A 25,198-nucleotide genomic window follows, 5' to 3' on the forward strand; every position below is an offset into this window, starting at 1 on the left:
GAATCCTTTCTGGGGAGACGCACTTCTCGCCCGAGAGTCCCCTCGGGCGCTGTCTCACCGATGCTGGTAAAGAATAAATGCCCGCCGCGCGTGTCACTGCGGCGGGGGTGCTGCCGGTCACTTGTTCTCCCCGGCCGGACCGCGGTCGGCGCCGGGAGTGTCCGGGGTATCGGTCGGGTCGGTGCCCGCGTCGAGCGCGTCCCACAGCACCCGGTCCGACAGCGGCGCCGCGGATCCGGTCTCCGCGTTCTGCTTGCTCACCGCGGCGCTGGCGTCGGCCTTGCGGAACACCGGGTTGTCGTATCGGTCGGAGACCTCCTCGGTGCGTTCGCCGGTGCGCCGGGTGAGCAGGATGCCCGCGGCCAGTGCCAGGCTCGCCGCGACGATCGACAGGATCGCGGGACCCAGGTGGGTGTCGGCGGAGCTGACCACCGCGCGCACCGGCAGCTCGGCCAGCGTGCCCGCCCGGTCGGCGGTCCTGCCCGCGCCGACGGCCAGCGCGAACCCCGGCACCGCGGCGGCCGCGGCCACGACCGAGATCACTACCCCGAGCAACTGCCGCAGCACACCCTTGACCGCGAACACCGCCGCGATCGAGGCGACCAGCACCAGCGCGAGCGGGGTGAGCGCGCCGAACCACACACCACCGTTGAGGTCGTCGGTGCGCGGTTCGGTGAGGCCGTCGGCCGAGTACACCGTCACCCACGTCATCCGCGAAGACGCCCACAGCCCCGCGGCCGCCAGCGCGAGCAACACAACCGGCACGATCGGCTTCGCCGCCGTGGCTCTGGCGGAATGGTCGGCCTGCACGCTCGCCGCGTCGGCGGGACGTGCGGCGGACGAGTTCGGGCCGTCGTTCGAGGAGTCCGCCGGGTCGACGGAATCGGTGTGGTCTGCTCCGGGCGTGGCCGTCACAGGTCCCCGCCTTCGTAGGTGCGCAGGGTCTGCGCCGCCGCGATCGCCTTGAGCACCGCCATGGCCTTGTTGCGGGCCTCGGTGTCCTCGTAGACCGGATCGGAGTCGGCGACCACGCCCGCGCCCGCCTGGACGTAGGCGGTGCCGTCCTTGAGCAGGGCGGTGCGGATGGCGATGGCGGTGTCGGCGTCGCCGGCGAAGTCGAGGTAGCCGACCACGCCGCCGTAGACGCCGCGCCGGGTCGGTTCCAGCTCCTCGATCAGTTCCATCGCCCGTACCTTCGGCGCACCCGACAACGTGCCGGCGGGGAAGCAGGCACGCACCGCGTCGAGTGCGATCTTGCCCTCGGCGAGCTGCCCGGACACCGTCGAGACCAGGTGCATCACGTGGCTGTACCGCTCGACGTGGCGGTACTGGGTCACCTTCACCGTGCCGGGACGGCAGACCCGGCCCAGATCGTTGCGACCGAGGTCGACGAGCATCAGGTGCTCGGCGTTCTCCTTCTCGTCGGCCAGCAGGTCCTTCTCGAGCAGGATGTCGTCCTCGGCGCTCTCGCCACGCCAGCGGGTACCCGCGATCGGGTGTGTCGTGGCCACGCCGTCTTTCACGGTGACCAGCGATTCGGGACTGGAGCCGACGATCGAGAACGCGGTGCCGCCCTCGCCGTCGGGGATGTGCATCAGATACATGTACGGACTCGGGTTCGAGGCCCGCAGCATGCGGTAGACCGCCAGCGGGGACCCGGTGTAGTCCATTTCGAAGCGCTGCGAGAGCACCACCTGGAACGCCTCGCCCGCCTCGATCTCCTTGATCAGGCGGCGCACGCCGGTACCGAATTCCTCGGTGGTGCGCCTGCGCAGGAACTGCGGTTCGGGCTGGTCGAAGACCGATACCGTGGAGGGCGCGGGGGTGGCCAGCGCGGCGGTCATCCGGTCGAGCCGGGCGAGCGCGTCGTCGTAGGCCTCGTCGACCCGGGAGTCGGTGCCGTCCCAGTTCACCGCGTTGGCGATGAGGGTGATCGCGCCTTCGTGGTGGTCGAACGCGGCCAGATCGGTGGCCAGCATGAGGACCAGTTCGGGCAGCCGCAGATCGTCGGTGGCGAGCTCGGGCAGACGTTCGATCCGGCGCACCGCGTCGTAGCCGAGGAAGCCGACCATGCCGCCGGTGAGCGGCGGCAGCCCGGGCAGCCGTTCGGTGCGCAGCAGTTCGAGGGTGTCGTGCAGCACGCGCAGCGGGTCACCGCCGGTGGGTGCGTCGACGGGCACCGTGCCGAGCCAGGCGGCTTCGCCGTCGACCACGGTCAGCGCCGACGGGCTGCCCGCGCCGATGAACGACCAGCGCGACCACGAGCGCCCGTTCTCCGCGGATTCGAACAGGAAGGTGCCCGGCCGGTCGCCGGCCAGTTTGGAGTAGGCCGAGAGCGGAGTTTCGGAGTCCGCCAGCACCTTTCGGGTCACCGGGACGACCCGGTGCTCGGCGGCGAGCAGCCGGAACTGTTCGCGGGTCGTGGTGGTTGGTGTCGACGCGCCCTGCATGGGCCCATCATCCCAGGCGTGCCGTCGCCGACGCGCGCGGACCCGACCCCGCGCCGAATCGGGCGGTGACCGGCATCACTACACTCGCGCGCGTTCCATGTCGCATGCGGTAATCCCTTTTCCGAGAGGAGCAATGGTGTACCCCTCGCAGCAGGGCGCACAGGACGGCCGGCTGGCCGTCCCGTCGCAGCAGCACTTCGGTCCCGGCCAGCAGGCGGTGGCGACGAGCGCGATCAATTCGTTCGTCACCTACGCCAAGGCCATCCAGGACCTCGACAAGAAGAATTTCCCCGACGAGTACGCCGGGCACAGCGATCGCATCCGCGAGCTGGAACCACTCTTGCGCGCGCACGGCATCCTCGACGTGATGCAGATCCGCAATCCCGACATCGCGGCACTGCTCGGGCAATAGGACCCCAGATCCCCGTTCGTGGACGCGAACGGGGATCTTCCTTACTCGGCCGCCGGTCGTTACTGTCTGGGCATGCAGCCAGGCCAGCGCGCTCCGCAATTCGAGCTCCCCGATCAGTCCGCCCAGCTCCGCTCGCTCGACGGCTTGCTCGCCGACGGACCGGTGGTGCTCTTCTTCTACCCCGCCGCCAACACTCCGGTGTGCACCGCCGAGGCCTGCCACTTCCGTGATCTGAGCGGCGAGTTCGCCGCGCTGGGCGCCTCGTGTGTCGGTATCAGCACCGACAGCACCGAGGTGCAGGCCGGTTTCGCCACCAAGCAGCGCCTCGACTACCCGGTGCTGTCCGACAGCGACGGCGCGGTCGCCGCCGCGTTCGGCGTGAAGCGTGGACTGCTGGGCAAACTCGCCCCGGTCAAGCGACACACCTTCATCATCGACACCGACCGCACGATTCTCGAGATCGTCACCGGTGAGCTGCGGGCGGCCGTGCATGCCGACGAAGCGCTGGCCTTCCTGCGCAAGCGCAGCATCACTCCCGAGTAGTTCCGGTCGGCGAATCGCCGGGCGGCGGATCGGCGCCCGGCGACCTCGACGCACTTACGCTGGGCAGATGACAACCGGCGAGGTGCAGTCGAGCGGTCAGAAGCCCACGGCCGTCGTATGGCGTAACCGGGCGATCATGACCCTCGCCACGGTGGTGGTGCTGGTGGCCGCCTACTTCATCCTGTCCTCGTTCATCCCCCGGTGGTGGGCACAGCGGCTGGCCAGCACCGTGCACGGCAGTTTCAGCTCGGGCATCTGGTGGGGGCTGGTGTACGGCTTCGTGTTCACCTTGCTGCCGCTGTTGCTGCTGATATTCGCGGTGCGGGTGTGGAAGCGCAAGGGCGGCAAGTTCATGGCGGGCGCGGCGGTGATCGTCGCGCTGGCCTGCTCGCTGCCGAATCTGATGACGTTGACGATCGTGCTCGGCGGCAACAATGCCGCACACGCGGGTCAGCGAATTCTGGACGTCGACGCGCCGGCGTTCCGCGGCGCCTGCCTGGTCGGCGCCATCATCGCGGCGGTGGTGTTCGCGCTGGTGATCGCACTGATGGGCAAGCGTGGATTCAGCCGTCACAAGGCCGCCAAGGCCGCGGCGCAGGAACCGGCGCCCGCTACGCCGCCGATGACCGGCGATCGGTAGCCCTCACCCACACCCCCGCGGTGATGTGAGTGACCTCACGACCACCGCCAACTCCCGGACGCCACAGCGACGTCGTGGCAAACTCTTTCGTGTGCGCGCCTCACTCCACCATGTCCGCCGTCCGGCCGCGAGGCAGTACCGGCGATGACTCAGTGGCTCGACCCCGTCGAACAACGCGCATGGCAGGCGATCGTCGCGCTCATGACCCGGATTCCCGGCGCACTGGACACCCGGTTGCAGCGCGAGTCCGGCCTCACCCATTTCGAGTTCCGGGTACTCAGCCTGCTCTCCGAGGAGGCGGGACACCGGCTGCAACTGAGTGATCTCGCCCACAAGGCAAATGCGTCGCTATCGCGACTCTCGCATGTGGTCTCGAAGCTGGAACGCATCGGCTGGGTGCGCCGCGACACCACCGCGGGCCGCCGCGGGGTGTACGCGGTTCTCACCGACGCCGGTTTCGAGAAGGTGATCGAGGCGGCCCCCGGCTACGTGGACGCCGTACGCAGGCTCGTTCTGGACGGTCTCACCGATCAGCAGACCGCGCAACTCGCGGTACTCGGGGAATCCCTGTCCGACCGGCTGAACCGGATCCTCGTCGAAGACGGCGACTAGCCGATGGCGAGCAGTACGTCGGTGTCGAAGCAGGTGTGAGTGCCGGTGTGGCAGGCCGCGCCCTCCTGATCGACGATCAGCAGCAGCGTGTCGCCGTCGCAATCCAGGCGCACCTCGTGCACGTACTGGGTGTGCCCGGAGGTCTCGCCCTTGACCCAGTACTGCTGACGCGAACGCGAATAGTAGGTCGCCTTGCGGGTTTCCAGCGTGCGGGCCAGCGCCTCGTCGTCCATCCAGGCCATCATCAGCACGTCGCCGGTGGCCTTTTCCTGTGCGATCGCGGCGATCAGTCCGTCCTCGGTGCGCTTGAGGCGGGCGGCGATGGCGGGGTCGAGGCTCATGCCTCGTTTATAACAGCAGCCAGTTCGATGGCCACCAGCAGTTCCACCAGGTCGTTCACGCTGCGCACATTGCGACCGGTGAGTTCCTGGATCCGGCCGAGCCGGTACTTGGCCGTATTGAGGTGGATGTGGAGGGTGTCGGCGGCTTCGCGCAGATTCATGTCGGCGGCGGCGAACGCGCGGATCGTCTCGGCCAATGTCCCGCCACGAACGCGGTCCTCGGCCAGTGCGCTCCCGATGCGGGGGTCCACCAGCTGACGGGTGGTGTCATCGGCGCGCAGGAGCAGATATTTGAACGGCGTGAGCTGCGGTAACGCGAGTACCCCGCCGCCTTCGGGCAGGAGTTCGAGCGCGGCCTGCGCCTGCCGGTAGGCACGCGGAATCTGGGCGACCTCGGTGACCGCGGTGCTCACCCCGACGGCCAACGTGAGGCCCTCGGCGCCCAGCTCGTCGCGCATCACGCGCAGCCGCTCGCACAATCCGTCGGCGGCGTCGCCCGCACCGAGCGCGGGCACGGCGACGATCTCGGATCCGCGGACCACCGACAGCGTCCGCAATCCGTTGACCGTGCACCGAGCCATCGCCGCGGACACCAATTGCCTTGCCTGACCGAGTCTTTCGGACGAATCCTCGTTGCGTTCCGCCCGATCGAGCACGACCGCGGTGATCACCACCACCGGCGCGGTACGTTCGGCCCCGATTCCGTGCGCGGTGGCCACCGACAGATGCGGACCGCTCGCCGGCAGCGCGCCGTCGAGCAGCGCGTCCATCAGCGCCTGCGAGTCGCGCCCGGATTCGGCGGCCACGTACTGCTGGAACTCCAGATAGGCGTCGGTGGCCTGGGTGCTGATCAGATCGGTGTAGCGGGCCAGCGGCCCCGCCAGCGACAGCACGGCCGCCTGACCTGCCTCGGAATCGCCCGCGTGCGCGAGCAGCGTTTTCCAGATGGCACGCTGGCCGAGGCGGAACGCGGCGATGTAGTCGACCAGCGGCAGCCCGGTGCGGGCCCGTCGCGCCGCCGCCTGCCGCGCGTAGGCGACGTCGGACGGGCAGACGCGTCGGTGCTCGAGCAAGGCGCCGAGCCCGGTGCGGCTCAGCCGGGCGAGCTGATCGTGCACATCGTCGAGCAGACCGGGGCCCGCGGTGGCGTAGCCGGGCAGCTCGGCGCGGATCTTGGCCATCACATCGTCGGCGATCTCATCGGCGTGGTCGTACGCCGCACCCGCTATCCGGTGACGCTCGGCCCGCACCTGATCAGAGTCGGTCGAAACGGATAAACGTGATCCAGCTGACATGTTCCGGGAGTGTGCATGCGCGCGCTCACAGTGTCAACCACGTCACACTGTCCGCAGCGGACGAGCACCGGTCGAGTTCTTGGTCCACAACGTCCGATGTGGGCTCCGACCTGCGGTCTTAGTGTTCGTCGCATGCTCGAGATAACCAACCTGACGGTGCGCTTCGGCGGTATCACCGCTTTACAGGACGTCGGGTTCACGGTCGCTTCCGGCGAAATGGTCGGCCTGATCGGACCCAACGGCGCAGGCAAGACCACCCTGTTCAACTGCATGACCCGGCGCAACCGGCTGACGTCGGGCACCATGCGTTACCTCGACACCGATCTGTCCACGGTGCGGCCCGACGCGCTGGCCGCGCTCGGCATCGCCCGCACTTTCCAGAACCTGGGCCTGTTCCCCCGTCTCTCGGTGCGCGAGAACGTCCTCGTGGGTGCGCACCACCGAGCCTGCGCGGGCTTCGTGTCAGCCGGACTGCGGTTGCCGAAGATCCGCAGGGAGGAGAAGCTGCTGCGCGCCGAAGCCGATGAACTGCTCGAGCGCCTCGACCTGACCGCGGTCGCCGACCACCCGGCTTCCGGTCTGCCTTTCGGCACCCTCAAACGCATCGAGCTCGCCAGAGCGCTGGCGGTGCGGCCACAACTGCTGCTGCTCGACGAACCCGTGAACGGCTTGAGCCACGGAGAAGTCGACGAATTCGCCCACCGCCTGCGCACCCTGCAAGCCGACCTCGCGCTGACCGTGATCGTCGTCGAACACCACATGGGTTTCGTGATGGGCACCTGCGATCGGGTGATCTGCCTCGAGTTCGGCCAGGTGATCGCCGAGGGCGAACCCGAAGCGGTACAGCAGGATCCGGCCGTCATTCGCGCCTATCTGGGGGCTTCGGCATGAGCGAGCACTGGCCGACGGCCGACGACGCGTTCTTGACAGTCACCGATCTGCATGCCGGTTACGGTGCGGCGAAAGTCCTGCACGGCGTCAGCTTCTCGGTCCAGCAGGGCACCGTGTGCGCGATCCTCGGCCCCAACGGCGCCGGCAAGACAACCCTGCTGCGCGCCCTGTGCGGGATGATCAAGGTTCGCGGCAGCCTGCTCCTCGACGGTGACGAAGTATCCGGTCGCGCACCGGAATCGATGGCGCGCCTCGGCGTGGCCCATGTTCCCGAGGGGCGCGGCACCTTCGCCCCGCTCACCGTCGAAGAGAACCTGCGCCTGGGCGCCTACCCCCGCCGTGACCGCGCCGCCGTCGAAACCGACCTGCGCCGCGTCTACGACTACTTCCCGATCCTGCGCGACAAACAACGCGACGCCGCGGGCGGCCTGTCCGGCGGCCAGCAGCAGATGCTCGCCATCGGCCGGGCGCTGATGCTGCGGCCACGCATGCTGCTGCTCGACGAACCCTCGCTCGGCCTCTCACCGCTGGTCACCCAGGAGTTGTTCGGGATCGTCGCCACCATCAACGAGGAGGAACGCACCACGGTGATCGTCGTCGAACAGAACGCCCACCTGGCGCTCGGTGTCGCCCAGCAGGCGCACGTCCTGGAAACCGGGCGCATCGTCTTGTCGGGCACCGCCGAGCAGATCAGGGCCGATGAACAGGTCACCCGCTCCTACCTGGGAATCCAGGTGAAGCCGTGATCGAATTCCTGCAGCAACTCGTCGAGGGTCTGTCCGCGGGCGCGATCTACGCGGGTCTCGCGCTGGCACTGGTGCTCATCTACCGATTCACCGGGATCGTCAATTTCGCCCAGGGTGAGCTGGCCATGTTCTCGGCGTTCCTGGCCTGGCAGCTGAGCCAGATCATGCCGTTCTGGGCGGCGCTGATCCTCACTCTCGCCATTTCGTTCGCCGGCGGCATGCTGATCGAACGAGTGGTGATCCGGCCGGTCGAGGGCGCGCCCGAGATCACCCTGGTGATCGTCACCGTCGGACTGTTCTTCACCATCCACGCCACCGCGGGCTGGATCTGGTCGTATCAGACCAAATCGTTCCCGAATCCCTTCCCGGAGGGGGCTCTGCGTGGTGGCGGGCTGAGTGTGGGCTACGGCAGTCTCGGCGTCCTGCTCGTCGTCGGCGTGGTCATGGCGCTGCTGTATCTGCTGTTCCGCTACACCAGGATCGGGCTCGCCATGCGTGCGGTGGCGTGTAACCCGCAGTCGGCCAAACTCGTCGGTATCCGGGTCGGCACCGTGCTCGCGCTCGGCTGGGGACTGGCCGCGCTGGTCGGGGCGGTGTCAGGCGTGCTGTCGGCGCCGCTGCTGTTCCTCGAACCCAACATGATGGGCGGAGTCCTCATCTACGCCTTCGCGGCGGCGACGCTGGGCGGGTTCGACTCCCCCGGCGGCGCGGTGGCGGGCGGTCTGATCGTCGGCGTCGCCGAAACCCTCACCGGCGCTTACGTCGACGCGATCGGCACCGAACTCAAGATCGGCGTGCCGCTGGTGATCATCCTGGGCGTGCTCTTGCTGCGCCCGCAAGGTCTGTTCGGACACGCGGCGGTGGAAAGAGTATGAGCGAAGTGAAACTCTCCGAAAAGCCAGTGACCACGAAACTGGCTGTCCCACAGAATAATTCCGTCTCAGCTCGTATCAGTGCCATCCGGTGGCCACTGCTCGCGACGGCAGCGCTACTGCTGCTCGCCTGCGCGGCCCCGTTCCAGCTGGTGCCGTTCCACACCTTCCAGCTGGCCATGGCGATGATCTACGCGGTCACCCTGCTCGGGCTGAACCTGCTGGTCGGTCACACCGGCCAGATCTCATTGGGCCACGGTGCGTTCTTCGCGGTCGGCGCCTACACCGCCGCGATCGCGATGCAGCGCTGGGACGTACCGTATTTCGCGACCATCCCGATCGCCGCGGCCATCACCTTCGTACTCGGTTTCGCCCTCGGCGTCCCGGCGCTGCGACTGCGCGGGCTGTACCTGGCGCTGGTCACCCTGGCCATCGCGATCTTCCTGGTCCCCCTGCTCAAGCGGTTCGACGGCCTGACCGGCGGCTCGATGGGACTCGTTGTCGACAAGCCGGTGCCGCCCGCGTGGACCGGTCTCGCCGAGGACCAGTGGCTGTATTTCCTGGCACTGGCCACCACCGTGATCGGCTTCGTGCTGGTCGCCGGAATGCTGCGCTCGCGAGTCGGGCGGGCCCTGCACGCGATGCGCGACAACGAGATCGCCGCCGAGGTGCTCGGGGTGAACCTGGCGCACTACAAGACGCTCGCCTTCGCCTGGAGCGCGCTGCTGGCCGGTGTGGCCGGCTGTGTCTACACCTGGGTGATCGCGTTCGTCTCGCCCGACTCCTTCGCGCTGACGCTGTCGATCACGCTGCTGGCCGGACTGGTCGTCGGCGGGCTCGGCACCACCTGGGGCCCGCTGCTGGGCGGACTGTTCGTGATGTTCGTGCCCAGTTTCGCCCAGGACGTCAACCAGGCCGCACCCGGCGTCATCTTCGGACTGCTGATCATCGCGGTCATGTACCTCGCGCCGAAGGGTTTGGCCGGCCTGGCCACCCAGTGGACGCAATGGCTCGGACATCGTGTCCGGAAAGGGAAAACTCATGCGCACTAGGGCAATCCGCTCCATCGGTGTGACGGCCGCGCTTCTCGCGACCCTCACCGCATGTGGTGGTCGTGGCGAGGAGACCGGCTCCGTCGGTCAAGGCGACTGCCAGGGCCAACAGACCACCGGTATCACCGACAGCACCATCAAACTCGGCGGGGCGTACCCGCTGTCGGGTCCGGCCTCGGCCTACAGCGAGGTCCCCAAGGGCGCCAAGGCCTACTTCGACTACATCAACGCCGAGCAGGGCGGCATCGATGGACGCAAGGTCGAGTACATCGTCCGCGACGACGGCTACCAGCCGCCGAAGACGGTCGAGGAGACCCGCCGTTTGGTCGAACAGGACCAGGTGTTCGCGGTCTTCCAAACCCTCGGCACGGCAACCTCGTCGGCGGTCACCGACTACCTCAACCAGCGCAAGGTGCCCCAGGTCTTCGTCGCCACCGGGGCGAACAAGTTCGGTGCCGGCACCGAGCACCCGTGGACCATCGGCTGGCAGCCCAGCTACCGCACCGAGGGGCTGGCCTACGCGCAGTACGTGAAAGCGCAGCGGCCCAACGCCACCGTGGCGGTGCTCTACCAGAACGACGACTTCGGCAAGGACCTCCTCGCGGCGTTCACCGAGGGCGTCGCGGGCAGCGGGGTGAAGGTGATCGCCGAACAGAGCTTCGAGGTCACCGACCCCACCGTCGATGCCCAGGTGCGCAACCTCGCCAACTCCAAAGCCGATGTGCTGCTGAACTTCTCGACCCCGAAGTTCGCCTCGCAGGCGCTGGCCGCCGACGTGCGCAACGCTGACTGGAATCCGTTGCACGTACTCGCCGTGGTCTCCAACACCATGGCCACTCTGCGCCCGGTGGGGCTGCCCAACGTCCAGGGCACGGTGACCGCGGCGTTCCTCAAGGACGCGGCCGATCCGCGCTGGGCCACGGACGCGGGCATGCAGACCTACCGGTCCAAGCTGACGCAGTACGCCCCCGGCGCCGATCCCGAGAACCAGCACGCGATGGCCGGATGGACGATGGCCGAGAGCTTCCGCAAGACCATGGACGCGGCGAAGTGCCCGACCCGCGAGGGCCTGCGCGACGCGATGCGCTCGCTGGACAACGTCTCCGCCGACCTGATGCTGCCGGGCATCGCGATGAAAACCGGTGCGAACGACGGCTATCCGCTCGAAGCGGTCGGCATCCAGACCTTCGTCGGCGAGCACTGGTCGCTCACCGACGGCGGTCTGATCGACACCGCGGGCAAGTAGCCACCCCCTCCCTCGTTGCGCAGCGCGTCCCAGCGTGCGCGGCTCGTCCGAAGTACCCCGATCGATGAGGATCACAGATGAAGATGTCAACCACTCTCGCCACGGCGGCGATGACCGCACTGGCCCTGTGTGTCAGTACCGGGACCGGCAACGCCGATCCCGCACCACAGACCGAGGTGCGCTACGAGGTGAGCAGGCAGGGTGACTCCGCGGTGCTGTCCACCGACGGCAAACTGCAGGTCGTCGACGGTCAGCTGGTGCTCACCACCGGCGCCGACACCCCGGTCGCCGCCCTGCCGCTGACCTACCGCATGGACGACAAGGTGTTCCCGATCGCCGCCACCGTCGACGGCGGTACCGCGACCCTGACCCCGGCCAAGGAGGGCGGCACTCCGGTGGCCCCGGCGACGAACCTGATCACCCAGGACGTGGCCGCGCAGCAGATCGCCGAGTCCTTCACCCCGCGCGATCAGGCCGCGCTCGGGGTCCTCAGCCAGCGCCTCGGCGTCGGTGGCGCCGTGGCGGCCATCGTCGGCGCGGTGGTCGGCGGTGGCATCGGTTGCCTGGTCGGCGGTGCCGCGGGCGCCACCATCGCCAGCCCGGTGATCGTGCTGCTGGTGCCGTGGGTCGGCGCCACCGTGGCCGGTTGCGTGCTCGGCGCGGCCACGCTCGGTGCGGTCGGCACGATGATCGGTCTGGTCACCGTCGGCGGTCCGCTGGCGCTGTTCTCGGCCTACCAGTACTTCTCGACCGTTCTCGCGCCGTGCCCGGCCGAACTCGGCGCCTACTGCAAGGACCCCGCGGTCCCCACACCGCCGAAGTAGTACGCACCGCCGTCTCGCCGGCCCACCCGATCACCGCGTCGGGCGGGCCGGCTCGTGGCCGTTTCCGGCCGGTAAGGATTCCCCATGCGCAGAACAGTTTTCGATGTCGAGCACCGCGCCTTCCGTGCGGCGATACGTGCGTTCATCGATGCCGAGGTCGTGCCGAGTTTCGGCAAGTGGTACGACGACGGACTGGTGCCGCGCGAATTCTATTACCGGCTGGGCGAACTCGGGATCCTCGGCATGGAGGTGCCCGTCGAACACGGCGGACGCGGCCTGGACTCGTTCCGGTACCGGGCGGTGCTCACCGAGGAGATCGCGCGCGCCGCGGTGTCTTTCGGCGGCTCCAGCGCCCACGTGTCCCGCTGTCTGCCCCTGATCAACGACCTGGCGACCGCCGAACAGCGGCAGCGCTGGTTGCCCGGATTCGTCACCGGCGAAACGATGTTCGCGCTCGCGGTCGCCGAACCGGGCACCGGCACGGAGCCGTCGGGCATGCGTACCACCGCGCCCCTGTCGCTGGACGGCAGCGAATACCTGCTCAACGGTTCGAAGACCTACGTCATCGGGGGCGTGCACGCCGACCGCGTCATCGTGTGCGCGCGTACCGCGCCCCCGAGCGCGGACGACCCCACCTACGGCCTGTCCCTGCTGGTCGTCGACAGCGCCGCCCCCGGCTACCGCGTCGGGCGCGCCCTCGACACTCTCGGCCGAAAGGTCTGCGACATAGTTCAACTCACCTTCACCGATGTGCGGGTACCGGTGACCGATCGGCTCGGTGCCGCGCACCGTGGCGACGACCATCTCGCCGCACAGCTGCCACGGGAACGGCTCACCATCGCCGTCGGCGCCCACGCGCAGGCCAGGGCCGCGGTGCGTTTCGCGCACCGCTTCACCGCCGAGCGCACCGCGTTCACCCACTCGGTGGCGAGCTTCCAGAACACCACGTTCGAGCTGGCCGCCTGCCGGGCCGAGGTCGACGCGATCGAGGCGGTGGTCGACCGCGCGCTCGCCGCCCACGACCGCGGCGACCTGACCCCCGCCGACGCGGCCTCGGCGAAACTGTTCTGCACCGAGTCGGCCGGGCGGGTGATCGACCGCTGCCTCCAATTGCACGGCGGGGTCGGCTATCTCGCGGACTCCCCCATCGCCCGCCTCTACGCCGACCACCGCATCGATCGGATCGTGGGTGGCACCAGTGAAGTGCTGCGCACGATCATCGCCGCCGAGATGGGGTTGTGACGCCAGATCAGCGGGCGCGATTGAGCTCACCGAGCAGCCGCCAGGTGCGCTGCTGGTCCTCGGGTGTGGTGAGGTCGGTCTGGGAGAACACCACATCGGTGGCGCCCGCGGCGAAGTAGTCGGCCACGCGGGCGGCGACCGTCTCCTCGTCGCCGATCACCACGAGTTCGGCGGCCCGCTGGGCGCCCGACAGCGCGACCACTCGCTGATACGACGGAATCGTGTCGTAGAAGGCGGTTTTCGTCTCGGCGATGCTCCGGGCCGCGGCGACGTCGGCGGTCACGACGCCGGGCACCATCGCCACGATGCGGGGGTGCGGCCTGCCCGCGGCCGTCGCGGCGGCGGTCAACGGCGCGACGATGTGTTCGGCCAGCGCCTCGGGACCGACCAGGAAGGGCAACGTGCCGTCGGCCAGTTCGCCGGTGGCTCGCAGCGCCTGCGGCCCCATGGCCGCGACCAGCACCGGCACCGTCGGGTCGGCACCCGCCACCGCCACGGGCATCGGACTGGCGGCGGTCACCGTCTCACCGCGGAAGTCCACCGCATCGGTGTCGAGAATCGACCGCAGCGCCGTGAGGAATTCACGCAACCGGAGGCCGGGCCGGTCGAACGGCCCACCGAACGCGCGTTCGGACAGCGACCGAGCGCCGAGCCCCAACCCCAGCACGAACCGTCCACCGGTCGCCGCCTGCGCGGTCTGCGCCTGACCGGCCACCAGCAGCGGATGCCTGCCCGGCACCGGAACGACCGACGTCCCCACTTCGATCCCGGGCACCGCCCGACCGATCAACGCCGCCAACACGATCGCGTCACTACTGAAGGCCTGTCCCAACCACACCGAACTCAGCCCGACCTCGGCGGCGACTCCGCCCAGATCGACGGCCGTGTCCACGGCGTTGGCGGAGTTGTCGAGGACGAACGGGGACAACGCGATTCCGATGCTCATCCCCGCACCAACGTCGGCGGCAACGGAGATCATCGCGATCCACGCACGATGATTCCATTGCCTGCGACCAGCTCACCGTTGACGCTCGGTCGATGCGTTCCGTCGGATCATCGTGCTGTGACGCCGAATTCGTTCGGCGCCAGGTGAATTCGGCTGGCCACCGCAACCGGTGTCAGCGGACGGTGATGCCGTCCGCGCGCATCGCGTTCTTCACCTGACCGATGGTGAGGTCGCCGAAGTGGAAGACGCTCGCGGCGAGGACCGCGTCGGCGCCGGCGTGGACAGCGGGTGGGAAGTGGTCGACCGCGCCCGCGCCGCCGCTGGCGATCACCGGAACGCGCACCGCGGCGCGCACGGCGGTGATCATCGGCAGGTCGAAACCGGCCTTGGTGCCGTCGGCGTCCATCGAGTTCAGCAGGATCTCGCCCACACCGAGTTCGGCGCCGCGGACGGCCCATTCGACAGCGTCGATGCCGGTGCCACGCTTGCCGCCGTGGGTGGTGATCTCCCAGCCGGACGGGGTGTCGGGCTGACCGTCGGGCACGGTGCGCGCGTCGACCGAGAGCACGATGCACTGGGCGCCGAAGCGTTGCGACATCTCGAACAGCACCTCGGGGCGTGCGATGGCGGCGGTGTTCACCGATACCTTGTCCGCGCCGGCGCGCAGCAGCCGGTCGACATCCTCGACCGTGCGTACCCCACCGCCGACGGTGAGCGGGATGAAGATCTGTTCGGCGGTGCGGGTCACCACGTCGAGCATGGTGCCGCGGTCACCGGTGGAGGCGGTGACGTCGAGGAAGGTCAGTTCGTCGGCGCCCTGAGCGTCGTAGGTCGCGGCCAGTTCCACCGGATCGCCCGCGTCGCGCAGGTTCTGGAAGTTGACGCCCTTGACCACGCGACCCGCGTCGACATCCAGACACGGGATCACGCGGACCGCCAAGGTGCTCGGCGCGGTGGTGCCGGGTCGTTCGTCGGTACGCGGTGTCATGGGGTTCACCCTCGTTCTTCTTCGCTGACGGTGCAAATCATTTCCAGCAGTTCTTCGTGCACGCCCGGCGCGGCGGCCAGCACCGAACCGGACGTGATCGTCCACGGCGCGCCCGCGAGGTCGGTGACCACGCCACCCGCGGCGCGCACCAGCGCGACCCCGGCCGCGTTGTCCCACGGATGGTGCCCGAACACGACCGCGCCGCCGAGCACCCCCGAGGCGGTGAACGCCAGGTCGATGCCGGTGGCGCCGTGCATCCGCACCCGCGAGGACAACCGGCTCAGCGCACCGAGCAGGTCGAACCGGAACTGGCCGGGGATGCGACCGGCCGAGTCGAGGTTGAAGGCGCCGAATCCGATCATGGAGTTGGCGAGTTTGCCCGGTTCCAGCGGTGGCAATGCCACATCGTCGAGGTACAACGGTCCACCGGTCACCGCGGCGTAGCGGCGACCCAGCATGGGCAGCCAGGTCAGGCCGATCACCGGCTCGCCTTCGTGCACCAGAGCCAGCAGGGTGCCCGACATCGGGTGGCCCGAGGAGTAGTTGAAGGTGCCGTCGATCGGATCGAGCACCCAGGCCGTGCCCGAGGTGAGCGCCGGTCCGCCGAATTCCTCGCCGTGCACCGCGATGCCGGTCCGCTGCTGGAGTTCGGCGGAGATGGTGCGTTCCAGCTCGAGATCGAGTTCGGTGGCGAAGTCGTTGCGGCCCTTGGTCACCGCGCTCGGCGCGCCGAGTCCTTCGACGAAACGCGGGACCACGCCGTCCAGGATCTGGGTGGCGACGGTCAGCAGGTCGGTCAGTTCGGCGGTGCTCGGCGCGGCGGTCATCGGCGGTGTCAGCGCACCGCGGCCAGAGCTTCGGGCAGCGTGAAGCGGCCCGCGTACAACGCCTTGCCGATGATCGCGCCCTCCACACCGTCGTCGGCCAGGCCGGCGATGGCGACGAGGTCGTCGAGCACCGAGATGCCGCCGGAGGCGACCACCGGTGCCTCGGCGGCGTTGGCGACCTCGCTCAGCAGCTCGAGGTTGGGGCCGGTGAGCGTGCCGTCCTTGGAGACGTCGGTGACCACATAGCGCGCGCACCCGTCACGCTCGAGGCGTTCGAGCACCTCCCACAGGTCGCCGCCGTCGGTCACCCAGCCGCGACCGCGCAACCGCCACTGGCCGTCGATCTGCTTGACGTCGAGTCCCACCGCGATCCGGTCGCCGTACTCGCCGAGCACTCGCGCGCACCACTGTGGATTCTCGATCGCCGCGGTGCCGATGTTCACCCGCGCGCACCCGGTCGCCAGCGCCGCCTTCAGCGAATCGTCGTCGCGGATACCACCGGACAGCTCGACCTTCACGTCGAGTTCACCGACGACCTGAGCGATCAGTTCGCGATTGCTCCCCTTGCCGAAGGCCGCGTCGAGATCGACCAGATGCACCCACTCGGCCCCCGCTTGCTGCCACGCCAACGCCGCGTCCCGAGGCGACCCATAGCTCGTTTCGCTACCGGCCTCCCCTTGCACAAGGCGCACGGCCTCACCATTGGCGACATCGACAGCGGGCAACAGCACAAGACTCACGCATTCAGACTAGTAGGTCTGTGCCGCCGCTCCCGCAACGGTCCGCGACGGTGAGGCCCGTGTCACGCGAACCCCGCGCACAACCGCTCGGCGCGTCGAGCGGGTCGGCCCGGATCCGGGGACCCGGGCCTGCCACGATTCGCTCAGCCTGCCGCGGCGTCGAACGCGCCGGGCTCGTAGGCACCGCCCTGCTGGCGCAGGATGACACCGAGCCGGTTGGCGGCGTTGATCTGGGCCACCACGGCGACCAAGGCGGCGAGCTGCTCGTCGTCGTAGTGCTCGCGCACCTGGGCCCAGGTCTCGTCGGACACCCCCTGCGCGGCGTCGGCGACGCGGGTACCTTCCTCGGCCAGCGCCAGCGCCGCCCGTTCCGCGTCGGTGAACACCGTCGACTCACGCCAGGCGGCAACGAGATTGATCCGCGTCGCGGACTGCCCGGAGTGGGCGAGATCCTTGCTGTGCGCGTCGGTGCAATAGCCGCAGCCGTTGATCTGGCTGACGCGCAGCATCACCAGGTCCTGGGTGGCTTTCGGCAGGGTCGACCGGATCAGTGCCAGGCTGGCGTTGCCGAACCGCTTGCCGAACGTGGCGCCGACCTCGGTGCCGAAAAGGTTGAATCGGGGTTCCATGACGTGTTCCTCACTGCTGGTGCTGAATCGAACGACCATGAGACGGCGGCGACCGGACCCCCGTAACAGCTCGTCGACGTGATCCACGCCACTGCGTATCGGTGTTACGCGACGGCGTCGGCCGGCGTCTGATGGGCGACACATCCGAGTGGAAAGGGAGTGACCCATGGCGCCGCAGCCCGAGGGCACAGCGAAGGACCCGGCGACGGAGGTGTTCGTCGCCCATCGCAATCTGCTGTTCACGGTCGCCTACGAGATGCTCGGCTCGGCCGCCGACGCCGAGGACGTGCTCCAGGAGACCTGGCTGCGGTGGGTGGGCGTCGATCTCGACGCGGTGCGCGACCGGCGCGCGTATCTGGTCAGGATCACGACCCGCCGGTCACTCGATCGGTTGCGCACGCTGGGTCGGCGCCGGGAGTCCTATGTCGGCCCCTGGCTGCCCGAACCGCTGCTGACCACGCCTGACATCGCCGAGGACGTCGAGTTGGCCGAGAGCGTCTCGATGGCGATGCTGCTCGTCCTGGAGACGCTGACGCCGATCGAAAGGGCGGTGTTCGTGCTGCGCGAAGTATTCGATCTGGACTACGACGAGATCGCCGAGGCCGTCGACAAGAGCCCGGCCGCCGTCCGCCAGCTGGCATACCGGGCGCGCGCCCACGTCGCAGCCCGCCGACCGCGCGGCATCGTGTCGGCGAGCGAATCCCGCGATGCGCTCGCGGCATTCCAGCGGGCGATCGAGACCGGCGATCTCCAGAATCTGCTCGACCTGCTCGCACCGGATGTCGTGTTCCTCGGCGACGGCGGCGGAATCAAGCAGGCCGCGCTGTCGCCCATCGTCGGGGCCGACCTGGTCGCCGCCTTGCTCACCGCCAGTGTGCCGAGGATCGGCGCGGCGATGACTGTCGAATCGGCACAGCTCAACGGCCACCCGGCCCTGATCCTGCGACTCGACGGCGTGATCGACACGGTCTTCGCGGTGCGCGTCGACGACGGCCTCGTCACCGGCCTCTACTCGGTCCGCAATCCGGACAAACTGTCGCGGACGGATACCGCGACCACACTGCGGCGCTGACCCGGCCGACCTGCGCCGACGAACTGACCGAGGTGGGGGCCGTCGGCTCGCGCGCGCACTCGATTCCCCACTGCTGAAGTAGTCAGCCGAGGCGGCGGCGGAGTTCGGGGAGTCCGCCGCCGGTGAGGTCGGCGAGCGCGGCCGTGCGGCCGACCACGGCCAGGGCGATGGCCTCGCCGGGGCCGCGCACTTCCGGACCGTCGCCGGAGGACCAGTCGACGTCGGTGGCGACGAAACGCAGACCCTTGGCGTACCTGGCCGGGAAGGCGAAGGGGTCGGGGTAGTTCAGGACCGCGATGAGACGATCCGCGGGGATCGTCCGTGGGCGGCCGAGGGGACGGCGGATGTCCTGGTGGTGGACGACGAGGTCGGAGAGCATCAACCGGGGCGAGTACTTCGACAGGCGACCCGACTCGGTCTCGAGCTTGTCCACCAGCTGCGCGGTCGTCAGCTCCGCGAACGACTGCGCGAGCGCGTTATTGGTGCGGCTGACCGAGCCACGGCTCTTCACCACGACGGCCGCGTAGCCCAGCGGGCTCAGGGTGTCCTGCAACAGGTGCCCGACGACGTCACGAACCCGCCACCCCGCGCACAGCGACGGCGTCTCCCATTCCTGCTCGCTCAACCCCCGCAGCAGGTCGACCAGTTCGGCTCGTTCGTCGAGAACCATCCCCCGATAACTCATCCCGCCAGCCTAAGCTCACCGACCGACTTCCGACACCCTCTTTCAGCAGTTCCCTTGGGCGAGTAGCGATTACGAACCCAGGATCGGCAGGGAACAACCGAGCTGCCTTCGACGATTCGACGCGGGCTCGATGACGACGCGGCCGCACGGGAGCGATGCGCGACAATGGACGCCGCGAACACTGCCTACCCTCCGTGACGGGTAGCACCTCCACGAACAGGATCGGCGCAACCCTTGGCCAAGCAGAATCGTCGGCGCCGGACAGGCCGTAAACCGGCAGCCGCTCCCGGACTTCCGATCGATGCCGCGTTGTCGGGCGACCGGTCGCAGGTGGCCGACGCGATCGCGACCGTGGCCTTCCTCGCCGCCCAGGGCGACACGAACGCGATCGGGCGATTCGCCGAACACGTCGCGGGCGCCGGGCTGGGCGCCGGAGTTCAGCTCGCCGCTGAGCGAATCATCGCCCGCGCCTTCGAGTTCGGCTGGTTGCCCCGCGATGTTCATGAGGCAGCGCGCAGACGGGTGGACGAGTTCGCGGTGAGCTACCTGACCGATCTGATGGCCGAGCACCGGTCCGATTTCCCCGCCGAGTCCGTCGACGAGATCTGGCAGGCGCAACTGGACGAGCTGAGCGCCACGGTCTGGTGGACGTCCGGGCAACCCCACCTCGATCAGTGGGCCGACCGCGCGCTTCTCACCCGCGAAGAGGCCCTCACCTCAGCCCTGACCGCCCTGGCCCTGCTCGTCCAACTCCCGAAATTCGAGCAGATCGTCGCACTGCCCGGCACCCGCAGGCAGACCGTCACGCACCACCATGTCGACGAGAAGACCCTCGGCCGAGTCCGTGGTCTCCTCGCCAAGGCCGAATCGACGTCCTTCGCCGAGGAAGCGGAAACGCTGTCCGCCAAGGCGCAAGAACTCATGACCAAGTACGCGATCGACCGCGCCCTGCTCGACGCCCAGCGCACCGACCCCGACCTGCCCGCCGCCCGCCGCATCTGGCTGGAAACCCCCTACACCGACGCCAAAGCCCTGCTCATCGACATGGTGACCCGAGCCAACCGCTGCCGCGCGATCTTCGTCGCCGACTGGGGTTTCGTCACGATCGTCGGCGACGACCCCGACCTCGACGCCGTGGAGATCCTGTCCACCTCCCTGCTCGTCCAAGCCACCCGCACCATGATCGACAACGCCACCACCGAGGAATCCCGCTCCCGCCACTACCGCAAGGCCTACCTCACCGCCTATGCCACGCGAGTCGGCGAACGCCTCGCCGAGGCTGCCCGAGCAGCCATCGCCGACTCCCCCGACCCCACCCACCTACTCCCCGTCCTGGCCACCCACCGACAACGAGTGGACAAAGCCTTCGCCACCTACTTCCCCACCGCCCGTACCCGAGCCATCACCATCCGCAGCGCCGAAGGCTGGACCGCAGGCACCGAAGCCGCCGACCGAGCCCACTTCGACAACCCCTGATCACCGACAGGCCCCACGATCGTCACGACGTCCGTACGCTCGATGTGTGCGGCCCATCATGTCCGAACACGAGCTGGACGACGGCTGGGAGTTGGCGCGCCCGACCGGAGCGGCAGCCACCGATGTCGTGATGGAAGGATTCCGCGATCGAGTGTCCGCGGGGTGCGATCTGCGGATCTTTCCGCGACCGGAAGTCACTGTGGTGATCCAGTTCGGCGACTGTCGGCTCAGTGTCGAAGGCCCCGACCAGCAGTTCACGTTCGACGGCCTGGTCGCCGGGCTCGACCCGGGGGTTCGCCGTGTGCACGCGGCGCGTGTCGAATGTGTCGAGGTGCGAATGTCGCCGATCGCCGCCTACCGCCTGCTCGGGGTCGCGCCGGCCGCCCTGAGCGGCGCGATGATCGGCCTCGACGAGGTCTGGGGTCCAGCGGCGCCACTGCTGCGCGAACAGCTGGCCGAAACAGCGACGTGGGCAGAACGATTCGCGCTGACGTCCCGGTTTCTCACCCTGCGTGAATCGACCAGGACGGCCGACCCAGAGGTCGCCGCAGCGTGGGACCGCATCGTCGCCGGCAACGGCGGCGTGCGGGTACGGGAGCTGACCGAACTCACCGGCTGGAGCCGCAAACGGCTGTGGTCGAGGTTCACCGACCAGGTCGGCGTGACACCGAAACGCGCCGCGATGCTCACCCGGTTCCGGCACGCGTTCGACCTGCTGACGACCGGCCATTCACCCGCGAATGCCGCTGTGGCATGCGGTTATTCGGATCAATCACACCTACATCGCGACGTGTCGGCCTTCGCCGGTGTCACACCGGGTGCGCTCACGACGCTCTGACCGCCGGAACATTCGTTCAAGACAGCGCACCCCGGCGCACCCCACAGTGAGTGCATGAGCAATTCCCGAGGTCTGCAACGCCGGATCCGCGCCGCCGAACAGCGCGTCGCCGACGCCTACGGACTCACGATCAGCGAGCACCTGTTCACGCTGCGCGATCCCGCGGTACAGGTCCGCGTCCTGACCGCCGGATCCGGCGAACCCGTCGTCCACATCAACGGCATCTCGGCACCCGCCATGGGCATGGCACCGCTGATCGCCCACCTGCCCGGCTTCCGGCATATCCTCGTCGACCTGCCGGGTCACAGTCTCGCACCCCCTTTCACTTGGCAGGGAAGTACCGTCCGCGAGCTGGCCACGGGTGTGCTCACCGGAACACTGGATGCGCTCGGCGTGGATCGAGCCGCGTTCGTCGGCAGCTCGCTCGGCGGCTTGTTCACCCTCTGGGCCACGCTGGACGCGCCGAAACGGCTCACGCGAGCAGCGATTGTCGCCACCCCCGCCACCGCCTTCCCCGACATGCGCGGCATTGCCGAGATGGAGTCACTGACCTCTCCGCTCCGCGGCCCTGTCGATGAAAGGCTGATGCGACTGCCGTCCCCGCGGTTCGTCGCCCGCTTCGCCCTCACCGAGGCGCTCGGGGCGACAGCGTCTCGTGCCATGTCCGACGACATGCTCGATCTGCACCGGCTACCGCTGCGACTGCCCGGACAGGCCGCGTCCTACCGCGCGCTGCTGTGTCGCCTGATGCGGGGACGTATCGCGCGCCCCGACAACGTCCTGATCGATGACGAACTGGCTCGGATCACCACGCCGCTGCTGTTCGTCTGGGGCGAGCACGACGTTTTCAGCTCCCCTGACCAGGCTCGACCATCGCTGACGAAGATCCCCGGCGCCCGACTCGTCGTCGTCCCCGGCGGTCACGGCCCGTGGTTCGACGACGCGGTCCGCTGCGCGGCACCGGTCCGCGCGTTCCTGTCAGACGAGCCGCTGACCGCCGGAACCGAACGAGAACGCCACCGCGCCTAGCCACGGTTGCCGCACGACAGTCAGCCGAGGTGGCCGGACTACAGCGAGCCGATCCAGTTGCGCAGCAGTTGCGCACCCGCGTCGCCGGACTTCTCCGGGTGGAACTGGGTGGCCGAGAGCGGTCCGTTCTCGACGGCGGCCAGGAAGGGGACGCCGTGCTCGGCCCAGGTGAGCTTCGCGGGTGCGATGTGCTCGTTGTCCGGGAGTTCCCACTGCTGCGCCGCGTAGGAGTGGACGAAGTAGAAGCGGGTGTCGGCGTCCATACCGGCGAACAGCGTGCTGTCGGCGGGTGCCTTGACTGTGTTCCAGCCCATGTGCGGAAGGACGGGAGCGTCCAGTCCCGCGACGGTGCCGGGCCATTCGCCGCAGCCTTCGGTCTCGACACCGAACTCGACGCCGCGGTCGAACATGATCTGCATGCCGACGCAGATGCCGAGCACGGGACGTCCACCGGCGAGGCGCTGGCCGATCATGCGATCACCGCGCACCGACAGCAGCCCGGCCATACAGGCGGCGTACGCACCGACGCCGGGGACGACGAGCCCGTCGGCCGCCAAGGCGGCGGTGGGGTCGGCCGTGACCTCCACCTGCGCACCGGCACGCACCAGCGCGCGTTCGGCGGAGTGCAGATTGCCGGAGCCGTAGTCCAGCAGCACAACGGATTTCACAGCACACCCTTCGTGGACGGCACACCACTGACCCGGGGGTCGATTTCCACGGCGGCGCGCAGAGCCCGCGCGACAGCCTTGAACTCGGCCTCGGTGATGTGGTGCTGGTCGCGGCCGTAGAGCACCCGCACGTGCAGCGCGATGCGGGCGTTCTGCGCGATCGACTCGAAGACGTGCTTGTTGAGCACCGTGGAGTACGACGCGCCGGGGCCCGCGCTCGGGATGATGGTGTGCACGAGGTGTTCGGGCTCGCCGGTGAACACGCAGTACGGCCGGCCGGACACGTCGACGGCGGCGTGCGCGAGGGTCTCGTCCATCGGGATGAACGCGTCGCCGAAGCGGCGGATCCCCTTCTTGTCGCCCAGCGCCTGCCCGAGCGCCTGTCCCAGCACGATCGCGGTGTCCTCGACCGTGTGGTGCGCTTCGATCTCGATGTCACCCTCGGCCCGTACCACCAGGTCGAACCCGGCGTGCGCGCCAAGCGCGGTCAGCATGTGGTCATAGAACGGCACTCCGGTGGAGATCTCGGTCTGCCCGGTGCCGTCGAGGTTCAGCTCCACCAGAATCGAGGACTCTTTGGTGACGCGTTCCACCCGCGCTGTTCTGCTCATGATTGTGTTCCTCCACAGGTGGATTCAGTGAGTAAGGTCGGTGCCCGCGATATCGCGGCTCACGCGCAGGAATTCGTCGTTCTCGGCGGCGAGGCCGATGGTGGCGCGCAGGTACCCGGGGATGCCGACATCGCGGATCAGCACACCCGCGTCGAGATAGTGCTGCCACGCGGCGCCGGCGTCGGTGAACCGGCCGAACAGCACGAAGTTGGCGTCGCTGGGGATCACGTCGAACCCGAGCGAGGCGAGTGCGGCGGCGACCCGATCACGCTGAGCCGCCAATTCCGCCACACTGCCGAGGGTTTCGTCAGCGTGACGCAATGCCGCGCGCGCGGCGGCCTGGGTGACCACCGACAGGTGGTACGGCAAGCGCACCAGCAGAATCGCGTCGATCACCGCGGGCGAGGCGGCCAGGTAGCCCAGGCGCCCACCCGCGAACGCGAATGCCTTGCTCATGGTGCGGGTGACAACGAGCTTGGTCGGGAACCGGTCGATCAAGGTGATCGCGCTGGGCGCCGCGGAGAACTCGCCGTACGCCTCGTCCACCACGACGATGCCGGACGCGACCTCGAGAATCCGCTCGAGCTCGGCGATCGGGATGCTGTGCCCGGTCGGGTTGTTCGGGCTCGTCACGAACACCACGTCGGGTCGGCGTTCGGCGATCTGGGCCACCGCGTAGTCGATGTCGAGCGAGAAGTCACCACTGCGCTTGGCCTCGACCCACTCGGTGTCGATGCCCTCCGAGATGATCGGGTGCATCGAGTACGAGGGCACGAAACCCAGCGCGCTGCGGCCCGGTCCGCCGAACGCCTGCAACAGCTGCTGCAGGATCTCGTTGGAGCCGTTGGCCGCCCACACATTCGCGGTGTCGACGGCGACACCGGTCTGACGGGTCAGATACTCGGCCAGGTCGTGGCGCAGCGCGACAGCGTCGCGATCCGGGTACCGGTGCAGATCGGCGGCGGCGGCGCGCACCGACTCGGCGACATCGTCGATCAGCGCCTTGCTGGGCGGGTGCGGGTTCTCGTTGGTATTGAGCTGCACCGGCACCGTCAATTGCGGTGCGCCATAAGGCGATTTGCCCCGCAGGTTGTCGCGCAGCGGTAGCTGGTCCAGGGTCGCCGAAGCGCCGGGCACGGTGGGAGTACTCATGACAGCGCCTCGAACCGCGCCTGCACGGCCTGACCGTGCGCGGGCAGATCCTCCGCGTTCGCCAGGGCGACAACGTGTCCGGCGACATCCTTCAGCGCCGCCTCGGTGTACTCCACGATGTGGATGCCACGCAGGAACGTCTGCACGCTCAGTCCCGAGGAGTGCCGCGCACACCCCGCGGTCGGCAGCACGTGGTTCGAACCCGCGCAGTAGTCACCCAGGCTGACGGGCGCCCACGGGCCGACGAAGATCGCACCGGCACTGCGCACCCGCGCGGCGACAGCGGCGGCGTCCACGGTCTGGATCTCGAGGTGCTCGGCGGCATAGGCGTCGACCACCCGCAGACCCTGCGCGATGTCTGTCTCTTATAC

Annotated in this window: 28 protein-coding genes and 1 pseudogene; 15 read left to right on the plus strand and 14 right to left on the minus strand. The window is 68.8% G+C overall.

The features are described from left to right. Positions 1–117: 117 nt before the first annotated feature. A complete protein-coding gene (locus ACFWF3_RS00580; protein WP_378995673.1) occupies positions 118–915 on the minus strand; it encodes a TIGR02234 family membrane protein in 798 nt (265 codons plus the stop codon). After that, positions 912–2,450 (minus strand): anthranilate synthase component I, encoded by a 1,539-nt coding sequence (locus ACFWF3_RS00585; RefSeq protein WP_379311895.1) that lies wholly within the window; start codon positions 2,448–2,450, stop codon positions 912–914. The genes ACFWF3_RS00580 and ACFWF3_RS00585 overlap by 4 nt, the downstream gene beginning before the upstream one ends. A gap of 133 nt (positions 2,451–2,583) precedes the next feature. Here ACFWF3_RS00585 and ACFWF3_RS00590 point away from each other — a divergent pair, with 133 nt between their 5' ends. The 4 genes from ACFWF3_RS00590 (at position 2,584) to ACFWF3_RS00605 (ending at position 4,657) form a co-directional block, all read left to right on the plus strand. Beyond that, a complete protein-coding gene (locus tag ACFWF3_RS00590) occupies positions 2,584–2,862 on the plus strand; it encodes a hypothetical protein (protein ID WP_378995677.1) in 279 nt (92 codons plus the stop codon). A gap of 72 nt (positions 2,863–2,934) precedes the next feature. Continuing rightward, positions 2,935–3,405, plus strand: a complete 471-nt coding sequence (locus ACFWF3_RS00595; RefSeq protein ID WP_378995679.1) for a peroxiredoxin — start codon at positions 2,935–2,937, stop codon at positions 3,403–3,405. Positions 3,406–3,472: 67 nt separating this feature from the next. After that, positions 3,473–4,045 (plus strand): permease, encoded by a 573-nt coding sequence (locus ACFWF3_RS00600; protein ID WP_379311896.1) that lies wholly within the window; start codon positions 3,473–3,475, stop codon positions 4,043–4,045. 144 nt (positions 4,046–4,189) lie between these two features. Continuing rightward, a complete protein-coding gene (locus tag ACFWF3_RS00605; RefSeq protein ID WP_378995683.1) occupies positions 4,190–4,657 on the plus strand; it encodes a MarR family winged helix-turn-helix transcriptional regulator in 468 nt (155 codons plus the stop codon). Here ACFWF3_RS00605 and hisI read toward each other — a convergent pair. Then, positions 4,654–4,998 (minus strand): phosphoribosyl-AMP cyclohydrolase, encoded by a 345-nt coding sequence (gene hisI / locus ACFWF3_RS00610; protein ID WP_378995685.1) that lies wholly within the window; start codon positions 4,996–4,998, stop codon positions 4,654–4,656. The two genes, ACFWF3_RS00605 and hisI, sit on opposite strands and share 4 nt — an antisense overlap. Beyond that, a complete protein-coding gene (locus ACFWF3_RS00615) occupies positions 4,995–6,248 on the minus strand; it encodes a PucR family transcriptional regulator (RefSeq protein WP_379311897.1) in 1,254 nt (417 codons plus the stop codon). Before ACFWF3_RS00615 ends, hisI begins: the two co-directional genes overlap by 4 nt. A gap of 177 nt (positions 6,249–6,425) precedes the next feature. Between ACFWF3_RS00615 and ACFWF3_RS00620 the strand changes: the two genes are divergently transcribed. From ACFWF3_RS00620 to ACFWF3_RS00650, 7 genes are all read left to right on the plus strand, one after another. After that, positions 6,426–7,184: an ABC transporter ATP-binding protein gene (locus ACFWF3_RS00620; protein WP_379311898.1), complete on the plus strand. Its 759-nt coding sequence runs from the start codon at positions 6,426–6,428 to the stop codon at positions 7,182–7,184. Further along, positions 7,181–7,930 carry an ABC transporter ATP-binding protein gene (locus ACFWF3_RS00625; RefSeq protein WP_379311899.1) on the plus strand — a complete coding sequence of 250 codons (750 nt, stop codon included), beginning with the start codon at positions 7,181–7,183 and terminating at the stop codon, positions 7,928–7,930. Before ACFWF3_RS00620 ends, ACFWF3_RS00625 begins: the two co-directional genes overlap by 4 nt. Further along, positions 7,927–8,805 (plus strand): branched-chain amino acid ABC transporter permease, encoded by an 879-nt coding sequence (locus ACFWF3_RS00630; protein ID WP_378995695.1) that lies wholly within the window; start codon positions 7,927–7,929, stop codon positions 8,803–8,805. The genes ACFWF3_RS00625 and ACFWF3_RS00630 overlap by 4 nt, the downstream gene beginning before the upstream one ends. Then, entirely contained in the window at positions 8,802–9,854 is a 1,053-nt protein-coding gene (locus ACFWF3_RS00635; RefSeq protein WP_379311900.1) for a branched-chain amino acid ABC transporter permease, read from the plus strand. Before ACFWF3_RS00630 ends, ACFWF3_RS00635 begins: the two co-directional genes overlap by 4 nt. Beyond that, complete coding sequence (locus ACFWF3_RS00640) at positions 9,844–11,100, plus strand: ABC transporter substrate-binding protein (protein ID WP_378995700.1); 1,257 nt, start codon at positions 9,844–9,846, stop codon at positions 11,098–11,100. Before ACFWF3_RS00635 ends, ACFWF3_RS00640 begins: the two co-directional genes overlap by 11 nt. A gap of 77 nt (positions 11,101–11,177) precedes the next feature. Next, positions 11,178–11,924 (plus strand): hypothetical protein, encoded by a 747-nt coding sequence (locus ACFWF3_RS00645; protein WP_379311901.1) that lies wholly within the window; start codon positions 11,178–11,180, stop codon positions 11,922–11,924. Between the two features lie 84 nt (positions 11,925–12,008). Continuing rightward, on the plus strand, positions 12,009–13,166 hold the full coding sequence (locus tag ACFWF3_RS00650) for an acyl-CoA dehydrogenase family protein (protein ID WP_379311902.1): 1,158 nt from the start codon (positions 12,009–12,011) through the stop codon (positions 13,164–13,166). A 7-nt stretch (positions 13,167–13,173) separates the two neighbouring features. On the opposite strand, the gene ACFWF3_RS00655 is transcribed toward ACFWF3_RS00650, so the two are convergent. The 5 genes from ACFWF3_RS00655 to ACFWF3_RS00675 all read right to left on the minus strand — a co-directional run bounded on the left by ACFWF3_RS00655 (position 13,174) and on the right by ACFWF3_RS00675 (position 17,296). After that, positions 13,174–14,112, minus strand: a complete 939-nt coding sequence (locus ACFWF3_RS00655) for a TIGR03564 family F420-dependent LLM class oxidoreductase (protein ID WP_379311903.1) — start codon at positions 14,110–14,112, stop codon at positions 13,174–13,176. A gap of 172 nt (positions 14,113–14,284) precedes the next feature. After that, positions 14,285–15,100 (minus strand): imidazole glycerol phosphate synthase subunit HisF, encoded by an 816-nt coding sequence (gene hisF, locus ACFWF3_RS00660; RefSeq protein ID WP_379311904.1) that lies wholly within the window; start codon positions 15,098–15,100, stop codon positions 14,285–14,287. 5 nt (positions 15,101–15,105) lie between these two features. Then, a complete protein-coding gene (locus tag ACFWF3_RS00665) occupies positions 15,106–15,927 on the minus strand; it encodes an inositol monophosphatase family protein (RefSeq protein ID WP_379311905.1) in 822 nt (273 codons plus the stop codon). Positions 15,928–15,935: 8 nt separating this feature from the next. After that, positions 15,936–16,667 (minus strand): bifunctional 1-(5-phosphoribosyl)-5-((5-phosphoribosylamino)methylideneamino)imidazole-4-carboxamide isomerase/phosphoribosylanthranilate isomerase PriA, encoded by a 732-nt coding sequence (gene priA, locus ACFWF3_RS00670; protein WP_378637223.1) that lies wholly within the window; start codon positions 16,665–16,667, stop codon positions 15,936–15,938. Positions 16,668–16,810: 143 nt separating this feature from the next. Then, a complete protein-coding gene (locus tag ACFWF3_RS00675; RefSeq protein ID WP_379311906.1) occupies positions 16,811–17,296 on the minus strand; it encodes a carboxymuconolactone decarboxylase family protein in 486 nt (161 codons plus the stop codon). Positions 17,297–17,462: 166 nt separating this feature from the next. On the opposite strand from ACFWF3_RS00675, the gene ACFWF3_RS00680 reads away from it, so the two are divergent. After that, on the plus strand, positions 17,463–18,368 hold the full coding sequence (locus ACFWF3_RS00680) for an RNA polymerase sigma-70 factor (RefSeq protein ID WP_378995716.1): 906 nt from the start codon (positions 17,463–17,465) through the stop codon (positions 18,366–18,368). Positions 18,369–18,450: 82 nt separating this feature from the next. On the opposite strand, the gene ACFWF3_RS00685 is transcribed toward ACFWF3_RS00680, so the two are convergent. After that, positions 18,451–19,053 (minus strand): maleylpyruvate isomerase family mycothiol-dependent enzyme, encoded by a 603-nt coding sequence (locus tag ACFWF3_RS00685; RefSeq protein WP_379311907.1) that lies wholly within the window; start codon positions 19,051–19,053, stop codon positions 18,451–18,453. Between the two features lie 234 nt (positions 19,054–19,287). Between ACFWF3_RS00685 and ACFWF3_RS00690 the strand changes: the two genes are divergently transcribed. Genes ACFWF3_RS00690 through ACFWF3_RS00700 form a run of 3 tightly spaced genes read left to right on the plus strand, consistent with a single transcriptional unit; the run spans position 19,288 to position 22,396 of the window. Further along, entirely contained in the window at positions 19,288–20,529 is a 1,242-nt protein-coding gene (locus ACFWF3_RS00690; RefSeq protein WP_379311908.1) for a DUF2786 domain-containing protein, read from the plus strand. 46 nt (positions 20,530–20,575) lie between these two features. Then, complete coding sequence (locus ACFWF3_RS00695) at positions 20,576–21,367, plus strand: helix-turn-helix domain-containing protein (RefSeq protein ID WP_379311909.1); 792 nt, start codon at positions 20,576–20,578, stop codon at positions 21,365–21,367. Between the two features lie 54 nt (positions 21,368–21,421). Continuing rightward, a complete protein-coding gene (locus ACFWF3_RS00700) occupies positions 21,422–22,396 on the plus strand; it encodes an alpha/beta fold hydrolase (RefSeq protein ID WP_379311910.1) in 975 nt (324 codons plus the stop codon). Positions 22,397–22,434: 38 nt separating this feature from the next. Here the strand turns inward: ACFWF3_RS00700 and hisH are convergent, their stop codons facing one another. The 4 genes and pseudogenes from hisH to ACFWF3_RS00720 form a co-directional block, all read right to left on the minus strand. Further along, the gene (gene hisH, locus ACFWF3_RS00705; protein ID WP_378995727.1) at positions 22,435–23,064 is read right to left on the minus strand and encodes an imidazole glycerol phosphate synthase subunit HisH; all 630 of its coding nucleotides are present in this window, start codon (positions 23,062–23,064) and stop codon (positions 22,435–22,437) included. Continuing rightward, positions 23,061–23,675, minus strand: coding sequence for an imidazoleglycerol-phosphate dehydratase HisB (gene hisB, locus ACFWF3_RS00710; RefSeq protein WP_056824871.1), 615 nt, complete (start codon positions 23,673–23,675; stop codon positions 23,061–23,063). The genes hisH and hisB overlap by 4 nt, the downstream gene beginning before the upstream one ends. 24 nt (positions 23,676–23,699) lie before the next feature. Next, positions 23,700–24,827, minus strand: a complete 1,128-nt coding sequence (locus ACFWF3_RS00715; protein ID WP_379311911.1) for a histidinol-phosphate transaminase — start codon at positions 24,825–24,827, stop codon at positions 23,700–23,702. After that, a pseudogene (locus ACFWF3_RS00720) lies at positions 24,824–25,186 on the minus strand (histidinol dehydrogenase); the annotation flags it as partial. The pseudogene ACFWF3_RS00720 and the gene ACFWF3_RS00715, both read right to left, overlap by 4 nt. Between the last annotated feature and the right edge of the window lie 12 nt (positions 25,187–25,198).

It is taken from the genome of Nocardia sp. NPDC060220, from assembly GCF_042727815.1.
Taxonomy (GTDB): domain Bacteria; phylum Actinomycetota; class Actinomycetes; order Mycobacteriales; family Mycobacteriaceae; genus Nocardia.